The sequence below is a fragment of the Floccifex porci genome (genome assembly GCF_009696175.1).
Taxonomy (GTDB): Bacteria; Bacillota_I; Bacilli_A; order Erysipelotrichales; family Erysipelotrichaceae; genus Floccifex; species Floccifex porci.
Map to the genome: position 1 here is coordinate 1 of NZ_VUMM01000009.1, position 17561 is coordinate 17561.

Here is a 17561-nt window from a genome sequence, read left to right on the forward strand (position 1 = left end):
TCTATGTACAAAAAAGGCTTCGACATAGAAACCATTGCAGATGCATTAGAAACAAAAATTGAATATGTAGAAAAAATCATCAAATCCAATACACAAGACAAGGTTTAGAAGCCTTGTTTTTCTTTTTGAAAATTATACATTTTTTAGTCATTTTCAATTTTTATTACGTATATATAATAAAGGAGGTATTAAAAAATGTATTATGAAAATGAAAAAGAATGGCTGAAGAAGATAGAAGAAGAAAGAAATGAACTGGATCGAAACCAGAAAATCACAAATGCCAGACTAGAAGGTTATGAAAAAGGGATAAGTGATGGAGAGGCTCGTGGGAAAGCAATAGGAGAGGCCATTGCAGATGTATTAGAAATAAAAATTGAATATGTAGAAGAAATCATTAAATTTAATTCATAAGAAAAAACTTGCTTATTATTTTATAAAAAATATAAAAAAGTGTTTGACATGATTTAGGGCTAGTGATATTATTATTGAGCATTCAGTGAATGACTTATGGGCCTGTAGCTCAGTTGGTTAGAGCGCACCCCTGATAAGGGTGAGGTCGCTGGTTCAAATCCATTCAGGCCCACCATTTGCTGGATTTAATATACATGGGGTGTTAGCTCAGCTGGGAGAGCACCTGCTTTGCACGCAGGGGGTCAGGAGTTCGATCCTCCTACGCTCCACCATTTTTTGTAAATTTAATGTTCACTTGTGTGAACTTTTTTATGGGCCTGTAGCTCAGTTGGTTAGAGCGCACCCCTGATAAGGGTGAGGTCGCTGGTTCAAATCCATTCAGGCCCACCATTTTAAAAATTGAATATGGGGTGTTAGCTCAGCTGGGAGAGCACCTGCTTTGCACGCAGGGGGTCAGGAGTTCGATCCTCCTACGCTCCACCATTTTGATTTTAAGTTCACATAAAGTGAACTTTTTTTTGTGAATTGTGTTAAATTGTCAAATTTACAAGATTTTTGATATATGGTATAATAAACCATGAGGTGCAAAAATGTTACTATTTATTAAATGTTTACCTAGAATGTTTAAAATGGCAGGACAGGATGTTCGAAGGCATTTTTCGTTAACATTCTCATCCGTTTTGTCAATCGCAATCGCATTATTTATCGCAATGATCATGGGATTGTTCGCACTAAACATCAGTCATATTACAAAAGGTTTAGAAGAAGAGTTTATTATACAGGTTTCTTTAAAACCTTCTATCAATGAAGAAGAAGTTAATGATTTAATGAAGTCCATTGAAAGTATGAAAGATGTATCATCTGTCACTTTTTCAAGTAAAGAAGAAGAATTGGATCAATTGATTGAAGAAAATGGAGATGTATTTTCTCAATATAAAGATTCAAATCCATTGTATGATGTTTTAATTGTAAATTTAAAAGAAAATCATTCTTTGGATTCTGTCAGTAAAAAAATTAAAAAAATGGATAATGTTGTCAAAGTAAATTATGGTGGAACATTGATTACCACTTTAATTTCCTTAATGTCGATCATTCGAAAATGGGGATACATATTTGTTCTGATTATGGCTATTCTTTCCATTTATCTGATTCGTACAACGATCAAACTGGCCATTCAGACAAGAAAAGATGAAATCATGATCATGCGTAATGTAGGAGCAATGAACTGGTACATTACCTTTCCTTTCATGCTGGAGGGTATGATTTCTGGCTTCTTTGGATCGCTTTTACCTATGGGAATCTGTATATTTGGATATGGATTTTTATATGATCGATTTGATGGAGTTTTTATGAGCAGTATGTTTAAATTAATGCCACCATTTCCTAATACAATCTATGTTGCCTTACTTTTGATGGTAACGGGTCTGATTGTAGGAATGATAGGAAGTGGAATGGCAGCTAGAAAGTATTTGAGGTGGACACGATGATCAGAAAAACAGCTTTAATCCTATCATGCCTGTCTTTATTGTTGTGCATTCCTGTACATGCACAGGATTATGATTATTCCGATGAAGATTACTGGTATTCAACTTGTTCAAAAGTACAGTCAACACAGGAAGGAGTCAATGCCTGTGTTGGATTTCAGAATCATCTGGATGCACAATTTGAACAGTTAAAACAGGAAATGGAAGAGTATAAGAACGATTTGAATTCTTTACAGTCCAATTCAAGTCGAATTGAAGAACTTGTAGAAAAACAGAAGAAGTTATCAGATTCGTTAGAGAAACAGGTAGAGAGCATGCAGGCTCAAATTGAAGCGGTTAAAAAAGAAATAGAAGCCGTTGAGAATGAAATTGTGGAAAAACAGAAAGAAATTGATAAGTGGGAAGATCAGATTGAATCTCGTATGATTTCTGAACAGGCAAATACGGGAACCAATATACTGATAGATTTATTGATGGGGTCTTCCAGTTTAAATGAAATGTTTAGACGCTTTAGTGGAATTGAACGAATTACAGCCAGTGATCAGGATCAGATTGAAAAGTTAAGTGATCTGAAAAAAGAACTGGAATTGAAAAAAGAAGAACAGGAACGCTTGTCTGTACAGATTGAAGAACAGAAACAGCGTATTGAAGAAGAACAGGAATATGTTCAACAATTGGAATCTTCTTATGATCAGTTAGCGGAACAATATCATAAAGTAGAAGCCGATCTGCGACAGAAAATGCAGGAAGAAGCAGCCAAGAAAAACCAGATTCCTTCTTATGGGGTCATTAATTCTGGAACCAGTGTAGATATTCCAAAAGTAAATGGATTCATTGCACCGATTTCAGGTGGAGGAAGATCAGCAGGCACATGGGCTTATCCTGGTGGAGGACTTCATTTGGGATTGGACTGGGCAGTCAGCATTGGAACGGCAGTAGTGGCGCCAGCGGATGGTGTAATCATTTATGCTTCCAATCCAGCTCCTACCAATGGTGGATATTTAGGAAACTGGGCTGGATGGCCTTATGGGGGAGGAAATACCATTGAAATGTTGTGCAATGTCAATGGAACCCTTTATGCGATTTCTTTTGCCCATTTAGCGCAGGAAGGATTTAATGTCAGTGCAGGACAAAGCGTATCACAGGGACAGGTCATTGCTTTGACTGGAAATTCAGGAAACTCTTCGGGACCACATTGCCATATTGAAGTTTATAATTTAGGAAGTATGAGTGTATCGGATGCCATTGCGATGTTTAGTCGAAGTGCCGATTTTGCCTTTGGTACAGGATGGAACAGCACAGCTACCGCATGTGAAGCAGGAGCAGCCACTCCTTGTCGAGAACGTCCTGAAAGATTTTTCTAAGGAGATAAGCAATGATTGAATTAATAAATGTTGATAAATCGTATCCCAATGGGGTACATGCCTTAAATCAGGTTTCTTTGAAAATTGAAGATGGAGAATTTGTATATGTGATTGGAGCCACTGGTTCTGGAAAAAGTACAATGATTAAATTATTAAATGGAGAAGAAGTACCGGATTCTGGAAAAATTTTAGTAAATGGATGCGATGTAGGGGCTTTAAAACATCGAAAAGTACCACAGTATCGTAGACAGATTGGATGTATCTTTCAGGATTATCGACTTTTACCTCGTTTAACCGTTTATGAAAACATTGCTTTTGCACTGGAAGTGGTGGGAATGCCAAAAAAACAGATTCGTAAACGAGTGCGTGAAGTACTGGATTTAGTGGATCTGCAAGAAAAAGCCAAATCGTATCCAGATGAATTATCTGGAGGTCAGCAGCAGCGTGTTACCATAGGAAGAGCCATTGCCAATAATCCGAAATTATTGATTGCGGATGAGCCAACAGGAAATCTGGATCCTGAAAAGAGTTTTGAAATCATTGAACTGCTTGAAAAAATAAATAGAAGTATCAATGCGACAATAATTATGGTAACACATGACAGTGTTTTAGTTGAGAAATATAAAAAGCGTACAATTGTTCTGGATAATGGATACATTGTCCATGATTCTTCTCAAGGTGGATATAAGAGCATATGAGATGGATCTACTTATTCTTTTATGAATTAAAACATGCTTTTATTAAGATAAAACGACATGTTGTTCTTTGTTTATCGAGCAGTATGGCAATCTTTATCTCTATTTTTCTGGTGGCTGCCTGTCTTATCATAGGATTTCATGTCGATTCTTTTTCAAAAAATATTGAATCCGATGTACGCATTCATGTTGTCTTAAATACAGACATCAGTCAGGATCAGATTGAAGATATTCAAAAGGAAATACAGAATATATCCAATGTAGATAAAATTACTTTTTCTTCAAAAGATGAAGAACTGGAATTGATGATCCAGGAAAAAGGAGAAGCCTTTGTGATGTATAGGGGAGAAAACAATCCTTTAGCCAATGCGTTTTTTGTGACTGTAAAAGATGGCTCAAAAATTGAGCAGACTTCAAAAGAAATTGAACAGTTGGATGTGGTGTCCAGTTGTGTCTATGGAGGAAGCAGTGTTACAAAAATGATGGAAATGCTTGAGAAAGTACGTACCATCGGATATGGTGTCTCCATACTGCTGATATTTTTAAGTCTATATCTGATTCACAACACGATAAGAACGACAATTTATTCTCAACAATCCGAAATCGCAATCATGCGAACAGTAGGAGCCACTCCTTCTTTTATTAAGATTCCATTTGAATTACAGGGAATGTTTATTGGATTTGTGGGTTCTTTATTGACATATCTTGTGATTCGGGCTGGATATACAAAAATCTATGAAATTACAGGAGGAAATTTATTTGTCAGTATTTTAAAGCTGATTGAACCAGAAACAATGATGCATCAGATCGGATGGATCTTATTCGCTTTGGGAATTGGTATTGGATGGATGGCAAGTAAACTGGCGGTATCAAAATATGTTCGAAAAAATAGATAAATATAAAGCTTCGATCATTGCCTGCCTTATATGTTTTGTACTGGGTGCTGGATGCGTCTTTACAATTTATAAAACAAAAACAAGTGATGAGTTAGAGAAGTTTCAGACGATTTATGAAATTTTAAAAGATAAATGGTATTATTCCAATTCCATTGAAAATCTGGATACACTGCTTGTGGAACAGGCAATTTCAGGAATGGTTGATTTTGAAACCGATGCACATACCAATTATTTCAGTATGGAACAGGCAAGCCAATTCAGCAGTTCTCTGGAAGGAAGCAATGTAGGAATCGGAATGACTTTTTATTTAGATGCCAACAACAATATGGTCTGTAAAAAAGTCTTTGTGGATTCTCCTGCCGAAAAGGCAAAATTAAGATCCGGAGATGTTCTGATCCAGGTAGGAGATAAGATCTGTTCCGAAAATGATTCACAAGATATTATTTCTTATATTAAAGAAAATGAAAATAAAGAATTAAAAATTCAATATATTCGAAACAATACCCTGTATCAGACGAGTATGACTCCCTGCAGTTATGATGCGACAGTTGTCTGTGAAATGTATGATGATTATGGTTATATAATTTTAAATAGTTTTTCAGAAAATTCCGCAAAATCCTTTCATAGTGCAATGAAGCGACTGGAAAAAGAAGGAATAAAAAAGCTGGTTCTGGATTTAAGAGATGATTCAGGTGGATATCTGACTTCCGTACTGGATATTGCCTCCTGTCTGCTTGAAAAAGATTCAGTGGTTTTCTTAGAAGAAAAGAAACAGGAAACCATCGAACAGAAAACTTCAAATGAATATGACTGTATCGATATGGATTCCATTGTCATACTTCAGAATGAAAATACAGCTTCTGCTGCAGAAGTTCTAATTGGAGCTTTAAAAGACAATTTAAAAGATAAAATCACAACGGTGGGAACCACTACATATGGAAAAGGAACGGAACAAGTCAGCATTCCATTTGAAGATGGGACCAGTCTGAAATATACCATTGCCCAATGGAAAACACCAAATGGAACTTCCATCAACAATAAAGGATTTAAACCCGATGTAGAAAGCAATGCAGATGAAGTGATTTCTACAACTTATAAACAGATGGAAAAAGAGGAAATCATTGAAAAAGACAAGGTTCATTCCAATGCGAAAGCCTTACAGATTTATCTGGATTATTTAGGATATAATGTAGATCGAAAAGATACTTATTTCAGTATAGAAAGTTCTAATTCTTTAAAACAGTATCAGATGGACCATAACTTAGAAGCAACAGGAGATTGTGATGAAAAAACGTTTCAATTGATTGCTTCAGAAGTATTATTAAAAATCAATGAAACTCATTTGGATGTTCAATACGACAAAGCTATTTCTCTAATATTAGACATGTCTTAGGACGTGTCTTTTTTATTATAAAACAAGAAAAAATATCGTAATAAAATAGAATTGATCAAACAAAGAGAAAAGGGGATATTCTATAGGATGGAATACGCAAATAATATCAGTCAGAATGAAAAGGAATGGCTGAAAAAATTAGAAGAAGAAAGATATGAGATGATGTGCTCAAAAAGTCGAAAATGCCAGACTGTAAGGTAGAAGGGAAGGAAGAATAGAGGGTATTGAAATTGGTATTAAAAATGTGATTCATACAATGTATGAAAAATCACAAGATATTGAATTTATAGCGCAGATGGTCAATCAGAGTGTGGAATATGTTCAAAATGTATTAAATGAAAAATAATTGCCGGAAAAAGTTCTAGCAATTTTTTTTATAAATCCAATTTTTTTCGAATATATATAACAGGAGGAATAATATGATTGATATTAAAAAAGATATAAATTTCCGTTATATATTCGGAAAAGACAGTGAACCAAATAAAATCGCATTAAAAGGACTCATAGAAGCTTTTGTCGATGTAAAAGTCACAAACCTGGAAATTTTGACCAGTGAATTATCCAGAAATATAGAAGAAGCTAAAAAATCAAGTCTGGATATACAGGCTCGTTTTGGAACGGGAGAAAAAATAGATGTAGAGATGCAGATGTGTAATAACAGACATGAACTGGCACAGAGAATGGCTTATTATGGAGGACAGTTAGTAAGTTCTCAAATAAAAAAAGGAGAACCCTATACCAAAATAAAAAGAAGTTATGTATTGTTTATTTTAGATTTTAAATGGATTGAAGATGAAAAACTGGTCCATACCTATATAAAAAAAGAAAAAGAAGACTATACAGATATTCCACAGGGAGACTGGAATCCATTTGTTGTTGTAGAACTTCCAAAAGCCAAATATAAAGAAGAAATGAATATATCGGAAGAATATGCCTTTGTATTGAAATACTGCACAGAAGAAAAATATCATGATAAAATAGAATTGATCAAACAAAGAGAAAAGGGGATATTCTATAGGATGAAATGCGCAAATAATATCAGTCAGAATGAAATGGAATGGCTGAAAAAATTAGAAGAAGAAAGATATGAGATGGATCGTGCTCAAAAAGTAGAAAATGCCAGACTGGAAGGAATTGAAATTGGCCTTGAAAAAGGAGAAAAAATTGGTTCTTTGAACACAATGAAAGAGAATATTAAAACAATGTATAAGAATAAATGTGATATACAATTTATCGCAAAAGTATTGGAACAAAGTATAGAATATGTTCAAAATGTTTTGAATGAGAAATAGATGGGCTGTTACAGCTTCTCCTTTTTTATAGATGTATAAAATTTTGATAAGTTAACGGAAAATATTAGACATGTCTTAAGATGTGTCTTTTTTTATTAAGATTGTATTAATTTTATAAAGCACTCTTCTCAAAAACGGTCAATCGTTTTACACTTATAATATGAACGATAAATTCTTTTCCTTACCAGAAGATAAACAACAGGCAATATTAAAAGCAGGATACCGTATCTTTTCGCAAAATTCTTATAAACATTCTCCTGTAAGTGAAATCGCAAAAGAAGCCGGAATCAGCAAATCTTTATTATTTTACTATTTTAAAAATAAAAAAGATCTGTATTTATATTTGTGGGATTATTGTTTACAATTAACCATTCAGTATTTAGAAAAATATGAGTGTTATAAACAGAAAGATTTATTTGAAAGTATGGAAAGAGGTATGAAGGCAAAAATGGAAATAATGCGCTTATATCCAGATATTGGAAAATTTGTGATTCGTGCCTTTTATGAAAAAGAGGAAGAAATTTGTAAGGAGATACAGGCAAGTTATCATACTTATTTTAATTTGAAAAAAGATCAGCAAAGATTAAATTTTGATTTTTCTCAATTTAAAGAAGGAATAGATATTGAAATGATGTATAAAGACATGTTTTATGCATCGGAAGGATATTTATGGGAAATGGTTCAAAGAAATGAAGTGGATGTGAATCAGATGGAAAAAGATTTTAAAAAGTTGATCTGTTTCTGGAAAAGTATTTATCTTAGAAAGTAGAAAACCATGAAAATAATACAAGTCAATCATTTAAAAAAATATTATGGAAAATCAAAAGGAATTGAAGATGTTTCTTTTGAAGTGGAAAAAGGAGATTTTTTTGGATTTATTGGACCCAATGGGGCTGGAAAATCAACGACAATTCGTACTTTGCTGGGATTGATTTATCCTACATCTGGAAGTGCATCAATCAATGGAATGGATATTGTCAAAGAAAAGGAACAAATAAAAAAACAGATTGGGTATCTGCCAAGTGAAGTGATGTTGTATCCATCCATGAAAGTGAAAGAAGCATTAAAATTATCGATGGATCTATATAAGGTGGATTGTTCTAAACAGGCCAGTCTATTATGTCAGAGATTGAATTTGGATCCAAATAAAAAAATAGAAGATCTGTCGTTTGGAAATCGTAAAAAAGTAGGAATTGTATGTGCTCTTCAGCACAATCCAGAATTGTTGATTTTAGATGAACCAACCAGTGGTCTGGATCCTTTGATGCAGAAAGAATTTTTTGAAATTCTGAAAGAAAAAAATGAGAAGGGAACAACGATTCTATTATCAAGTCATATTTTAAGTGAAATTCAAAGAAACTGTAATAAAGCGGCTATCATTCGAGATGGAAAGATTATTGCGTGTGATACAGTTGAAAATTTATCCAATTCCAATGCGAAATATATACAGATTCATGGAAATGCCAGCTTTGATACTTTAAATGGAATAAAGAATATGGTGAAAGATAAAGAAGGATGTTCTTTCCTTTATAATGGGGATATATCGTTATTATTGAATTGTTTATCCAAAGGAAATATTAAAGACATCACTATATCAGAACCTGATTTAGAAGAAGTATTTATGCATTATTATAAGGAGAATTGAGTATGGCATTAATTAAACATGAAGTAAAACAGGGAATGATTTCTTTCTGGATCTGGACGATATCGATTCTTTCTTTGATGATGATCTGTATTTTCCTGTTTCCTCAGATGAAAGAGCAGATGCAGGATGTGACCAAAGTATTTGCGGATATGGGATCTTTTACAGCTGCTTTTGGAATGGATACCTTGAACTTTGGGACTTTAATTGGATTTTATGGTGTGGAATGTGGAAACATTTTAGGACTGGGAGCGGCCCTCTATGCTTCTTTTTGTGCGGTATCAATTTTAAGTAAAGAAGAAAAAGACCATACAGCCGAATTCCTGCTTAGTCATCCTATCTCAAGAAAACAGGTACTGATTCAAAAACTGATTGCGGTATGGATTCAGATTGTACTATTAAATGTGATTGTGTATTTAGGTTCAATTCTTTCTATTTCTTTAATTGGAGAAGAAATTCCATTTAAAGAAATCAATTTAATGCATTTAAGTTTCTTTATTATGCAGATTGAATTATCCTGTATCTGTTTTGGAATTTCCAGCTTTTTATCAAAAGGAAGTATAGGAATTGGATTGGGATTGTCGATTTTAATGTATTTTTTAAATCTGATTGCCAATATCAGTGAGTCGGTAGAATTTTTAAAATATATAACTCCATTTGGATATTGTGAAGTCAGTGATATTGTAGAGACGCTTCAATTAAATGGAACATATATTGGAATTGGAATTGTACTTTCCATTATTGGAATTGGAATTGGATTTATTCATTATTGTAGAAAGGATATCAAATAGGAAACGAAAGTTTCCTTTTTTTGATATAATCGGAGTGTACTGAAAACAATAAATTTAAAATATAAAAAATAGGTAGAAAAGGAGGAAAATATGGATAAATTTATACTGCATTCCAATTATCAGCCAGCTGGAGATCAGCCAAAAGCCATTGAGGAACTGGTAAAAGGATTGGAAGAAAATAAAAAATTTCAGGTTTTATTAGGAGCCACTGGAACGGGAAAAACGTTTACGATTTCAAAAGTGATCGAAAAAGTAAATAAACCCACTCTGGTATTTGCGCACAATAAGACATTGGCTGGACAGTTGTATTCCGAATTTAAAGAATTTTTTCCACAGAATCGAGTAGAATATTTTGTATCTAATTTTGATTATTATCAGCCAGAAGCCTATGTTCCTAAAACAGATACCTATATTGATAAAAACACAAAAACAAATGAAGAACTGGATATGCTTCGAATGGCAGCCGTTAACAGTGTACTGGAAAGAAGAGATACCATTATTGTGGCATCGGTTGCCTCTATTTATGGAGCCAGTAATCCAGAACAGTATCGCCATATGATATTTTCTTTACGTGTGGGAGAAGAAATCTCTCAAAAAAAACTGATGGAAGCTTTGATCGAGCAGCAGTATCACAGAAATGACTCTGACCCACAAAGAGGAACGTTTCGTAAAAGAGGGGATGTCATTGAGGTAACTCCAGGACATACCGACCAGTATGTGGTACGAATTGAGTTATTTGATGATGAAATTGAAAGAATCAGTGAAGTCGATCCAGTAACTGGAAAATTAATTGCGGCTTATCGCATCTATAATTTTTATCCGGCTACTGGTTATGCCAATACTATGGATGTGATGAAAAAAGCAGCTTCTTCCATTGAAGAGGAATTAAAAGAACGGCTGGATTATTTTGAAAAACAGGGAAAACCACTGGAAAAAGAACGACTGGAACAAAGATGTCTGCATGATATTGAATCACTAAGAGAAATTGGGGTTTGTCCAGGAATTGAAAATTATTCAAGACACATCGATGGGCGTAAGCCAGGAGAAAGGCCTTATACATTATTCGATTACTTTCCAGATGATTTTCTGCTGGTTGTAGATGAAAGTCATGTTTCTTTGCCACAGATCAGAGGGATGTACAATGGAGACCGGGCTCGTAAAGAAACATTGGTGGAATATGGATTTCGACTTCCTAGTGCTTTAGACAATCGTCCTTTACGATTTAATGAATTTGAAAATGTGATTTCCCAAGCAATCTTTGTATCGGCCACACCAGGAGATTATGAACTGGAAAAAGTAGAAAATCATGTAATCGAACAGATCATTCGTCCTACTGGTCTTTTGGATCCTATTGTAGAAGTTCGTCCAATTGAAGGGCAGATTGACGATCTGGTTGGCGAAATTAAAGATCGAATTGAAAAAAATCAAAGAACTCTAGTTACCACTTTAACGGTGCGTATGGCAGAAGACTTAACCGCTTATTTGAAAAGTATGGATTTAAAAGTCGCATGGCTGCACCATGAAGTAAAAACAATAGAACGTACAGAAATCATTCATGATCTCAGACAGGGAAAATACGATGTCCTGATTGGAATCAATTTATTAAGAGAAGGGCTGGATATTCCTGAAGTTTCTTTAATTGCGATTCTGGATGCGGATAAAGAAGGTTTTTTACGATCCAAAAGATCGCTGGTACAGATCATTGGTCGAGCAGCTCGTAATAGCGAAGGAAAAGTCATTATGTATGCCGATTCCATTACAGAAAGCATGGATTATGCCATTAAAGAAACCAATCGTAGACGAAACATTCAAGAAGCCTACAATGAAGAACATGGCATTATACCAAAAACAATTATAAAACCAATTCATGATGTGGTTCGTTCGAAAGAAACAAAAGAAATGACCGCAAAATATTTAAAGAAAAAGAAAATGGGTAAAAAAGATAAAGAAACCATGATCTTAAATCTGGAAAAAGAAATGAAAGAAGCAGCTCGTGTTTTAGATTTTGAAAGAGCAGCTCAATTAAGAGACATTTTATTTGAATTAAAAGCAGAAAATTAACGGATTTTCTGCTTTTTTTAACCGGATTTGTTCGATACGATAAAATGAAAACAGAAGAAAAGATATGGGATTTTTCAGAAAAAAGAAAGGGATTGTACCACAGAATGGGGCTGAACTTTATGTCAATGGTACGAAAATATATGCAGGAGATAAAAAATGGATTGAAGACATTGATGAACAGTATAGACAAAGGCCCATTCCGAATTTTTATAAGCTGGTAAAACATTCTGTAAAGGTGGATGTAATCGTTGAGGATTCGATTTTAATAGGAGACATGAATATCAAAGTGATAAGAAGTCCAGGTCATTCTTTTGATGATGTGTGCTATTGTATAGAAAATCATTTATTTACAGGAGATACCATTCCCTGTCAAAACGATTTTTTAGTGTTTATAGATTCGGATGCATTAATAGGATCCTTAAAACAGTTAATGACTTTAAAGGATATTGATTCGGTATATCCAGCCTGGGGGAAACCTTATTCTTTCATTCAAATGAAAGAAATTATTTTAAAATCAATAAATCAGATTGAATCAATCAGACAACTGGTAGAAACATATGATACAGGACAAAGTAAAGATGAATTATTTGATGAAGTCTGTAAAGCGTTAAATAAAGAACAATGGAAGAATCCATTGTTTAAAAAGAGTGTATTAAGCTGCCGTAAACCTTGTTTCTTTTTGATTGATACGTATATAGAACAGGAAAAAGGAGTTGTATGAAGAATATATTAATGAAGTTAAATCAATTGTAGAATCATATAATGGAAAATATTTAATTCGATCCGAAAAAATAAAATCTTTACATCCCAATCGAAATCCACAAAGAGTTATAGTGATACAATTTCCAGATAAAGAAGCTTTGTATACTTGTTTTCAGTCCGAAGAATATCAGAAAATAAAAGAATCAATTCTGTACAAGCCAGAGCACTGATCATAGAATAAAAAAAGAGTTGTGAACCAATGTCATTAAGTTAAGAAATGACGAACCATCCAGATACTATTTTCTGGATGGTATTTTTATTTGAAGGCACGACGAAAATTGTAGTATTGCTACTACATTTTAAAAATTATATAATATTAGTTGTTAATCATATCGATAGTTAAAAGATACCGGTGATTTGGCTTTCACTTTCCGTTCATTCTGGCGATTAGGACGGATTGGCAGTATTTCTTTAGCTATCAGTGATTCAATATCAGGTGGATTCTTTCCACCTTTTTCTTTTAGGTAGTTACGTATTATATGAAAGGCACGTACATAATTTAATTGATACTCGTATTTTCTGTCTTTTTCTTTAATTTTTATATTGTTACTTACTCTGCTGCAGAAATTATATAACACTAGCTTTGCATAAATTTCCTGCTCTATAAACATTCTTTTCTTTGAATGCAATGTATTTAAATCTAGATGATATTTCAATTCACGATAACTTGTTTCAATCTCCCAACGAAGGTGGTACAGTTCTTTAATATCTTGTATATTGAATTCGGATTCATCTAAATTTGTAATAATACTTTCGTAGGTGTCATCACTAATTTTGAAACGTACAACACGACATTCAAAATCAAAATAAGGGCTTCCGTCGAAAAAATCAAATCTCTGATTCTTAGGGACAAACTTATATATTTCAGGATGAGCTTTTATTTCATTCGTTTGTTTAGTAGTTAGGGTACGGCGAACATGCATATCAAATTCTGCATCTGGAAAAGGGCCAAAACTTCGCAGTACGCTTGTTCTAGAATGAATATCCTTTACTCTGATCAAATACTTATGATTCTTCATACCTACTTTCACAAAAGAATTGATAGATTCATAGCCTCTGTCTGCAATGAAAATAGCTTTAGGACCATCATATCTATCCACTATTTCATTGAATGCACCATTTTCATTCATTACGGCATTTCCTTGAAGAACGATATCATCATAAGTACATTCCAATAGATCATAGCTTGTATTCAGATGATAGGCGGAGAAAGGTTTATTCGAATTATTGGCCTTATAAAAAGTGGTTTTAGTATCTTTGATAGCACTGCTGATAGGCAGAACAGAACCATCAACAGCGAGAAGGCGATAACCTTTGTGAAGCTTGATTTTCTGTGTTCGTTCATTGAACATATTGAATAATGTACGGAATGCATCTGGACGAATCTTACTACGTGCCTGTACAAATGAAGAAGCTGTAGGCGTATCAAGCTTATATCCAAACAATTTGAACATTTCATCTTTTAAAGATCCAGACTCTAATAAAAGCACATTGAAAAGTGTACTTCCAAAAAGATGTTTTCTTTTCCGTGTAAAATCCTTATTTGAATCAACAACAAATAGTGAAGAAGAATCATTCATGGTTTTGATGCAGAATTTTAACTGCTTTTTTAACGATTTATAATTGTTCATAAGTACCTCCAAAAACATATACCTATAAACAATTGGCCTATTATCAGAAATGATAATAGGCCACACATTTCAACCTGTATGTCAACAAAAAAATTCAAATTTTCCATAAAAAAAGAGGAGCACATTTTTTGTGTTCCTCTTAAAAGATGCCATTTCTTAACTTAATGACATTGAGTTGTGAACTCTTTTTTTTAGATCCATTGGATGGGTGTTTTTCCATTCTGTATTAAATACTGATTGGCCTGAATAAAATGATTGTTCCCAAAGAAACCACGACTGGCACTTAGTGGGGAAGGGTGCGGACTGGTTAAGACTAAATGTTTTGGATTGTTCAAAAATTTTTTGGCCTGAATGGCACTGTTTCCCCATAATAAAAATACAATGGGCTGATCCTGCTGGTTCAATAATTGTAAAGCGGCATTGGTAAAATTCTGCCATCCTATTTTACTATGAGAAAAAGCTTTATGTGCTTCAACGGTTAAAACGGTATTCATCAGTAAGACACCTTGTCTGGCCCAGTCCGTTAAATCGCCGTTTCGGTTTACCGGCTGATGGTATTCCATTTCCAGTTCTTTATAAATATTTTTTAAAGAAGGAGGAAGGGGAAAGTTTTCAGGTACAGAGAAAGCATATCCTTGTGCCTGACCGACATTATGATATGGATCCTGCCCTAAGATGACCACTTTTGTATCTTTGATCGAAGTGGTTTTAAAAGCCGCAAAGATATTTTCTTTTTCTGGAAAGATCTGTTTTGTTTTATATTCACGGGCTAAAAAATAGCGAATTTTGATTAAATAGTCTTTTTGAATCTCCTGATCAAACAATTGATCCCAATCATTATTTATTGCCATAGTTTTTCCTCGATTTCTTTGTTTATAATACCACAAATGTTATAATAGCTACATGAATGTAAAAGAAAAAATAGAAAAGATGGAAGATTGTCGTGGAAAAAATCACGATTTACGTTTATTTCGAAGCTGGTTAAATGAATATTTGCCAGGACATAGAAATTTGTCTAAAATTCAGGTTGGCGGAACTAATGGAAAAGGAAGTACCTGTCAATGGCTGGCTAGTTTACTTGAAAATGCTGGATATAAAGTGGGGGTGTTTACATCTCCTCATTTAATTTCTCATATGGAAAGAATTGTAGTGAATCATAAATCAATTGAAGAAAACGAATGGGAAGCGATTTATGATCGGTATGAGTCTTTATTCAGTGAAAAACAGATGACAATGTTTGAAATGGATTTATGGATGGCATTGGACTATTTTCTAAAACAGGAAGTGGATGTTGCGATTATAGAAGTTGGTATGGGAGGACGATTGGATGCGACAACGGCATTGGATTATTGTGCAACACTAATTACCAATGTTGGATGGGATCATCAACAATATTTAGGGGATTGCATTGAACAGATTGCGTATGAAAAAAGTGGTATCTTTAAGCCAAATGTACTGGCTTTGACAACGGAAAAAAAGAAAAACTGTCAAACGGTTATGGAAAATGTGGCTTCTGTTATGCATCCTATTTTAGGATTTGTGGATTTTCCATATGAAAAAAGAGAAGGAATGAACGCATTTGAATGGGAAAATCATACATATACGACCTCTTTACCTTCTTATCAGATGGACAATCTGGGACTGGCTTTAGAAACCTGTCATGCCTTAGGCATTGATTTAGAAGTGGAATGGATTCAGAAATCAATTGATGAATTTTCATGGTTGGGACGCTTTACACAACTAAATCGTCCATATAAAGTGATATTGGATGGAGCTCATAATATGGATGGCATACAGGCATTGGTGAAATCCATTTCAAAATGGGACGGAGACATATATTTTTCTGCTTTAAGCGATAAAGATGTTGAAGAAATGTTAAAGATACTGGAAACTTTACATTGTCCGATTACTTTGGTTTCCATTGACAGCTATCGCTGTTATCCGCTGGAAACATTATCCTATCCTTTGATTTCAAAAGAAGAATTGATTGAAAGAATCAATCATCCCGTTACAGATATGCTGATATGTGGTTCGTTGTATTTTATTGGAGAAGTATTGGAGAAAGTTGATGGCTAAAAAGAAAAAAAGAAGAAGAGTAAATGTAGCTCGTTTGTTGATTTTAGTATTGTGTTTCTTACTGATTATTGGATTGGCTGTATATGGAATCAAAAAAATCTTTTTTAAACCAGAAGAAACCGTTGTACAGGAAGAAAAAAATTCGAATGCAGATACAAATGTAGAAAAGATTATAGAAGCGGGATTTAATGAAGAACAGGCAAAAGAATTAATTTCTTTGTCCAATTACTGGCCCGATCGTTTAGATCGTTATGTTTCTTATTATAATGGTGATATGAAACAGAGTGTAATGGATGTGAATTGCGATATGGACTTAGAACCATACCAGCAGACAACCATTGCAAAAGACGATGACGATCCAGCTTATCTTGTGAACAAATTCTATGCGTTAGAAGATGGCTATGTACCGGATGATTTAGTGGACCTGGATACGTTTGCCTGTGTTCAGGGACAGGATTATGCCTGTCAGGATATCATTCAGCTTCGCAAAGAAGCTTATGATGCCTATATTGAATGGTGTAAAGCGGCACAGAAAGAAAATTTAGAGATTCGAGCTATTTCAGGCTATCGCACGTATGAATACCAGAAAGGTTTATGGGATCACAATGCTTCTGTATATGGGCAGGAATATGCAGATGCCTATTATGCTCGTCCCGGGCAAAGTGAACACAATACAGGACTGGCTGTAGATATTACATTTAATGGATATAATTTTAATGAAATTGAAAATTATGATGGATACGAATGGATCTTAGAAAATGCACATAAATATGGATTTATCTTACGGTATCCCGAAGATAAAACGGATGTAACGCGATATGGTTATGAAAGCTGGCATTTTCGATATGTAGGAAAAGAAGTGGCAGAAAAGATTTATAAAAACAACTGGACACTGGAGGAATATTATGGCGCAAAAGAAGCGTAATAGAGCAGGAACTCATATTATTTTTGTTTAATCTATATTCATTTTGAATGAAATAGAGTAAGCATGGATTATATCGAATCGGTCACAAAAGATGTAATTGATGAAGAATTTTTAAAATAATCTGCTATGATAGTATAA

17 protein-coding genes and 4 tRNA genes are annotated in these 17561 nt (G+C 34.0%); 19 read left to right on the forward strand and 2 right to left on the reverse strand.

Translation table 11 applies throughout. From position 1 onward, the window contains the following. Positions 1–195 precede the first annotated feature (195 nt). From FYJ50_RS05615 to FYJ50_RS10655, 17 genes are all read left to right on the forward strand, one after another. Positions 196–411: a hypothetical protein gene (locus FYJ50_RS05615; RefSeq protein ID WP_154460111.1), complete on the forward strand. Its 216-nt coding sequence runs from the start codon at positions 196–198 to the stop codon at positions 409–411. Positions 412–509: 98 nt separating this feature from the next. Then, positions 510–586: transfer RNA gene (locus FYJ50_RS05620), tRNA-Ile, on the forward strand. 21 nt (positions 587–607) lie between these two features. Beyond that, a tRNA-Ala gene (locus tag FYJ50_RS05625) sits at positions 608–683 on the forward strand. Positions 684–724: 41 nt separating this feature from the next. Next, positions 725–801, forward strand: a tRNA-Ile gene (locus FYJ50_RS05630). A 17-nt stretch (positions 802–818) separates the two neighbouring features. Beyond that, positions 819–894, forward strand: a tRNA-Ala gene (locus FYJ50_RS05635). A 107-nt stretch (positions 895–1001) separates the two neighbouring features. Then, positions 1002–1898, forward strand: a complete 897-nt coding sequence (gene ftsX / locus FYJ50_RS05640; protein ID WP_154460112.1) for a permease-like cell division protein FtsX — start codon at positions 1002–1004, stop codon at positions 1896–1898. Then, entirely contained in the window at positions 1895–3259 is a 1365-nt protein-coding gene (locus tag FYJ50_RS05645; RefSeq protein WP_154460113.1) for a murein hydrolase activator EnvC family protein, read from the forward strand. Before ftsX (FYJ50_RS05640) ends, FYJ50_RS05645 begins: the two co-directional genes overlap by 4 nt. Before the next feature lie 11 nt (positions 3260–3270). Next, positions 3271–3957: a cell division ATP-binding protein FtsE gene (gene ftsE / locus FYJ50_RS05650; protein WP_154460114.1), complete on the forward strand. Its 687-nt coding sequence runs from the start codon at positions 3271–3273 to the stop codon at positions 3955–3957. Next, positions 3954–4850, forward strand: coding sequence for a permease-like cell division protein FtsX (gene ftsX / locus FYJ50_RS05655; RefSeq protein ID WP_154460115.1), 897 nt, complete (start codon positions 3954–3956; stop codon positions 4848–4850). Before ftsE ends, ftsX (FYJ50_RS05655) begins: the two co-directional genes overlap by 4 nt. Continuing rightward, positions 4831–6243 carry a S41 family peptidase gene (locus tag FYJ50_RS05660; RefSeq protein ID WP_154460116.1) on the forward strand — a complete coding sequence of 471 codons (1413 nt, stop codon included), beginning with the start codon at positions 4831–4833 and terminating at the stop codon, positions 6241–6243. The genes ftsX (FYJ50_RS05655) and FYJ50_RS05660 overlap by 20 nt, the downstream gene beginning before the upstream one ends. A 419-nt stretch (positions 6244–6662) precedes the next feature. Beyond that, positions 6663–7535, forward strand: a complete 873-nt coding sequence (locus FYJ50_RS05665; RefSeq protein ID WP_154460117.1) for an Rpn family recombination-promoting nuclease/putative transposase — start codon at positions 6663–6665, stop codon at positions 7533–7535. A gap of 160 nt (positions 7536–7695) precedes the next feature. Next, positions 7696–8304 (forward strand): TetR/AcrR family transcriptional regulator, encoded by a 609-nt coding sequence (locus FYJ50_RS05670; RefSeq protein WP_154460118.1) that lies wholly within the window; start codon positions 7696–7698, stop codon positions 8302–8304. A gap of 6 nt (positions 8305–8310) precedes the next feature. Beyond that, positions 8311–9180: an ABC transporter ATP-binding protein gene (locus FYJ50_RS05675; RefSeq protein WP_154460119.1), complete on the forward strand. Its 870-nt coding sequence runs from the start codon at positions 8311–8313 to the stop codon at positions 9178–9180. Positions 9181–9182: 2 nt separating this feature from the next. Further along, positions 9183–9968: an ABC transporter permease subunit gene (locus FYJ50_RS05680; protein ID WP_154460120.1), complete on the forward strand. Its 786-nt coding sequence runs from the start codon at positions 9183–9185 to the stop codon at positions 9966–9968. A 90-nt stretch (positions 9969–10058) separates the two neighbouring features. After that, complete coding sequence (uvrB, locus tag FYJ50_RS05685) at positions 10059–12029, forward strand: excinuclease ABC subunit UvrB (RefSeq protein WP_154460121.1); 1971 nt, start codon at positions 10059–10061, stop codon at positions 12027–12029. A gap of 64 nt (positions 12030–12093) precedes the next feature. Beyond that, complete coding sequence (locus FYJ50_RS10650; protein ID WP_235900935.1) at positions 12094–12750, forward strand: MBL fold metallo-hydrolase; 657 nt, start codon at positions 12094–12096, stop codon at positions 12748–12750. Further along, on the forward strand, positions 12743–12961 hold the full coding sequence (locus FYJ50_RS10655) for a DUF1330 domain-containing protein (protein WP_235900936.1): 219 nt from the start codon (positions 12743–12745) through the stop codon (positions 12959–12961). The genes FYJ50_RS10650 and FYJ50_RS10655 overlap by 8 nt, the downstream gene beginning before the upstream one ends. Before the next feature lie 153 nt (positions 12962–13114). Here the strand turns inward: FYJ50_RS10655 and FYJ50_RS05695 are convergent, their stop codons facing one another. Continuing rightward, positions 13115–14422 carry an IS4 family transposase gene (locus FYJ50_RS05695; RefSeq protein WP_235900937.1) on the reverse strand — a complete coding sequence of 436 codons (1308 nt, stop codon included), beginning with the start codon at positions 14420–14422 and terminating at the stop codon, positions 13115–13117. Positions 14423–14613: 191 nt separating this feature from the next. Then, the gene (locus FYJ50_RS05700; protein WP_154460123.1) at positions 14614–15273 is read right to left on the reverse strand and encodes a uracil-DNA glycosylase; all 660 of its coding nucleotides are present in this window, start codon (positions 15271–15273) and stop codon (positions 14614–14616) included. 52 nt (positions 15274–15325) lie between these two features. Here FYJ50_RS05700 and FYJ50_RS05705 point away from each other — a divergent pair, with 52 nt between their 5' ends. Next, positions 15326–16498 (forward strand): bifunctional folylpolyglutamate synthase/dihydrofolate synthase, encoded by a 1173-nt coding sequence (locus FYJ50_RS05705; protein WP_154460124.1) that lies wholly within the window; start codon positions 15326–15328, stop codon positions 16496–16498. Beyond that, positions 16491–17423 carry a M15 family metallopeptidase gene (locus FYJ50_RS05710; protein ID WP_154460125.1) on the forward strand — a complete coding sequence of 311 codons (933 nt, stop codon included), beginning with the start codon at positions 16491–16493 and terminating at the stop codon, positions 17421–17423. The genes FYJ50_RS05705 and FYJ50_RS05710 overlap by 8 nt, the downstream gene beginning before the upstream one ends. The last annotated feature ends 138 nt before the right edge of the window (positions 17424–17561 follow it).

Coding starts and splice junctions, on each gene's coding strand:
- FYJ50_RS05615 (WP_154460111.1), top strand. CDS start 196: ATGTATTATGAAAATGAAAAAGAATGGCTGAAGAAGATAGAAGAAGAA.
- ftsX (WP_154460112.1), top strand. CDS start 1,002: ATGTTACTATTTATTAAATGTTTACCTAGAATGTTTAAAATGGCAGGA.
- FYJ50_RS05645 (WP_154460113.1), top strand. CDS start 1,895: ATGATCAGAAAAACAGCTTTAATCCTATCATGCCTGTCTTTATTGTTG.
- ftsE (WP_154460114.1), top strand. CDS start 3,271: ATGATTGAATTAATAAATGTTGATAAATCGTATCCCAATGGGGTACAT.
- ftsX (WP_154460115.1), top strand. CDS start 3,954: ATGAGATGGATCTACTTATTCTTTTATGAATTAAAACATGCTTTTATT.
- FYJ50_RS05660 (WP_154460116.1), top strand. CDS start 4,831: ATGTTCGAAAAAATAGATAAATATAAAGCTTCGATCATTGCCTGCCTT.
- FYJ50_RS05665 (WP_154460117.1), top strand. CDS start 6,663: ATGATTGATATTAAAAAAGATATAAATTTCCGTTATATATTCGGAAAA.
- FYJ50_RS05670 (WP_154460118.1), top strand. CDS start 7,696: ATGAACGATAAATTCTTTTCCTTACCAGAAGATAAACAACAGGCAATA.
- FYJ50_RS05675 (WP_154460119.1), top strand. CDS start 8,311: ATGAAAATAATACAAGTCAATCATTTAAAAAAATATTATGGAAAATCA.
- FYJ50_RS05680 (WP_154460120.1), top strand. CDS start 9,183: ATGGCATTAATTAAACATGAAGTAAAACAGGGAATGATTTCTTTCTGG.
- uvrB (WP_154460121.1), top strand. CDS start 10,059: ATGGATAAATTTATACTGCATTCCAATTATCAGCCAGCTGGAGATCAG.
- FYJ50_RS10650 (WP_235900935.1), top strand. CDS start 12,094: ATGGGATTTTTCAGAAAAAAGAAAGGGATTGTACCACAGAATGGGGCT.
- FYJ50_RS05695 (WP_235900937.1), bottom strand. CDS start 14,422: ATGAACAATTATAAATCGTTAAAAAAGCAGTTAAAATTCTGCATCAAA.
- FYJ50_RS05700 (WP_154460123.1), bottom strand. CDS start 15,273: ATGGCAATAAATAATGATTGGGATCAATTGTTTGATCAGGAGATTCAA.
- FYJ50_RS05705 (WP_154460124.1), top strand. CDS start 15,326: ATGAATGTAAAAGAAAAAATAGAAAAGATGGAAGATTGTCGTGGAAAA.
- FYJ50_RS05710 (WP_154460125.1), top strand. CDS start 16,491: ATGGCTAAAAAGAAAAAAAGAAGAAGAGTAAATGTAGCTCGTTTGTTG.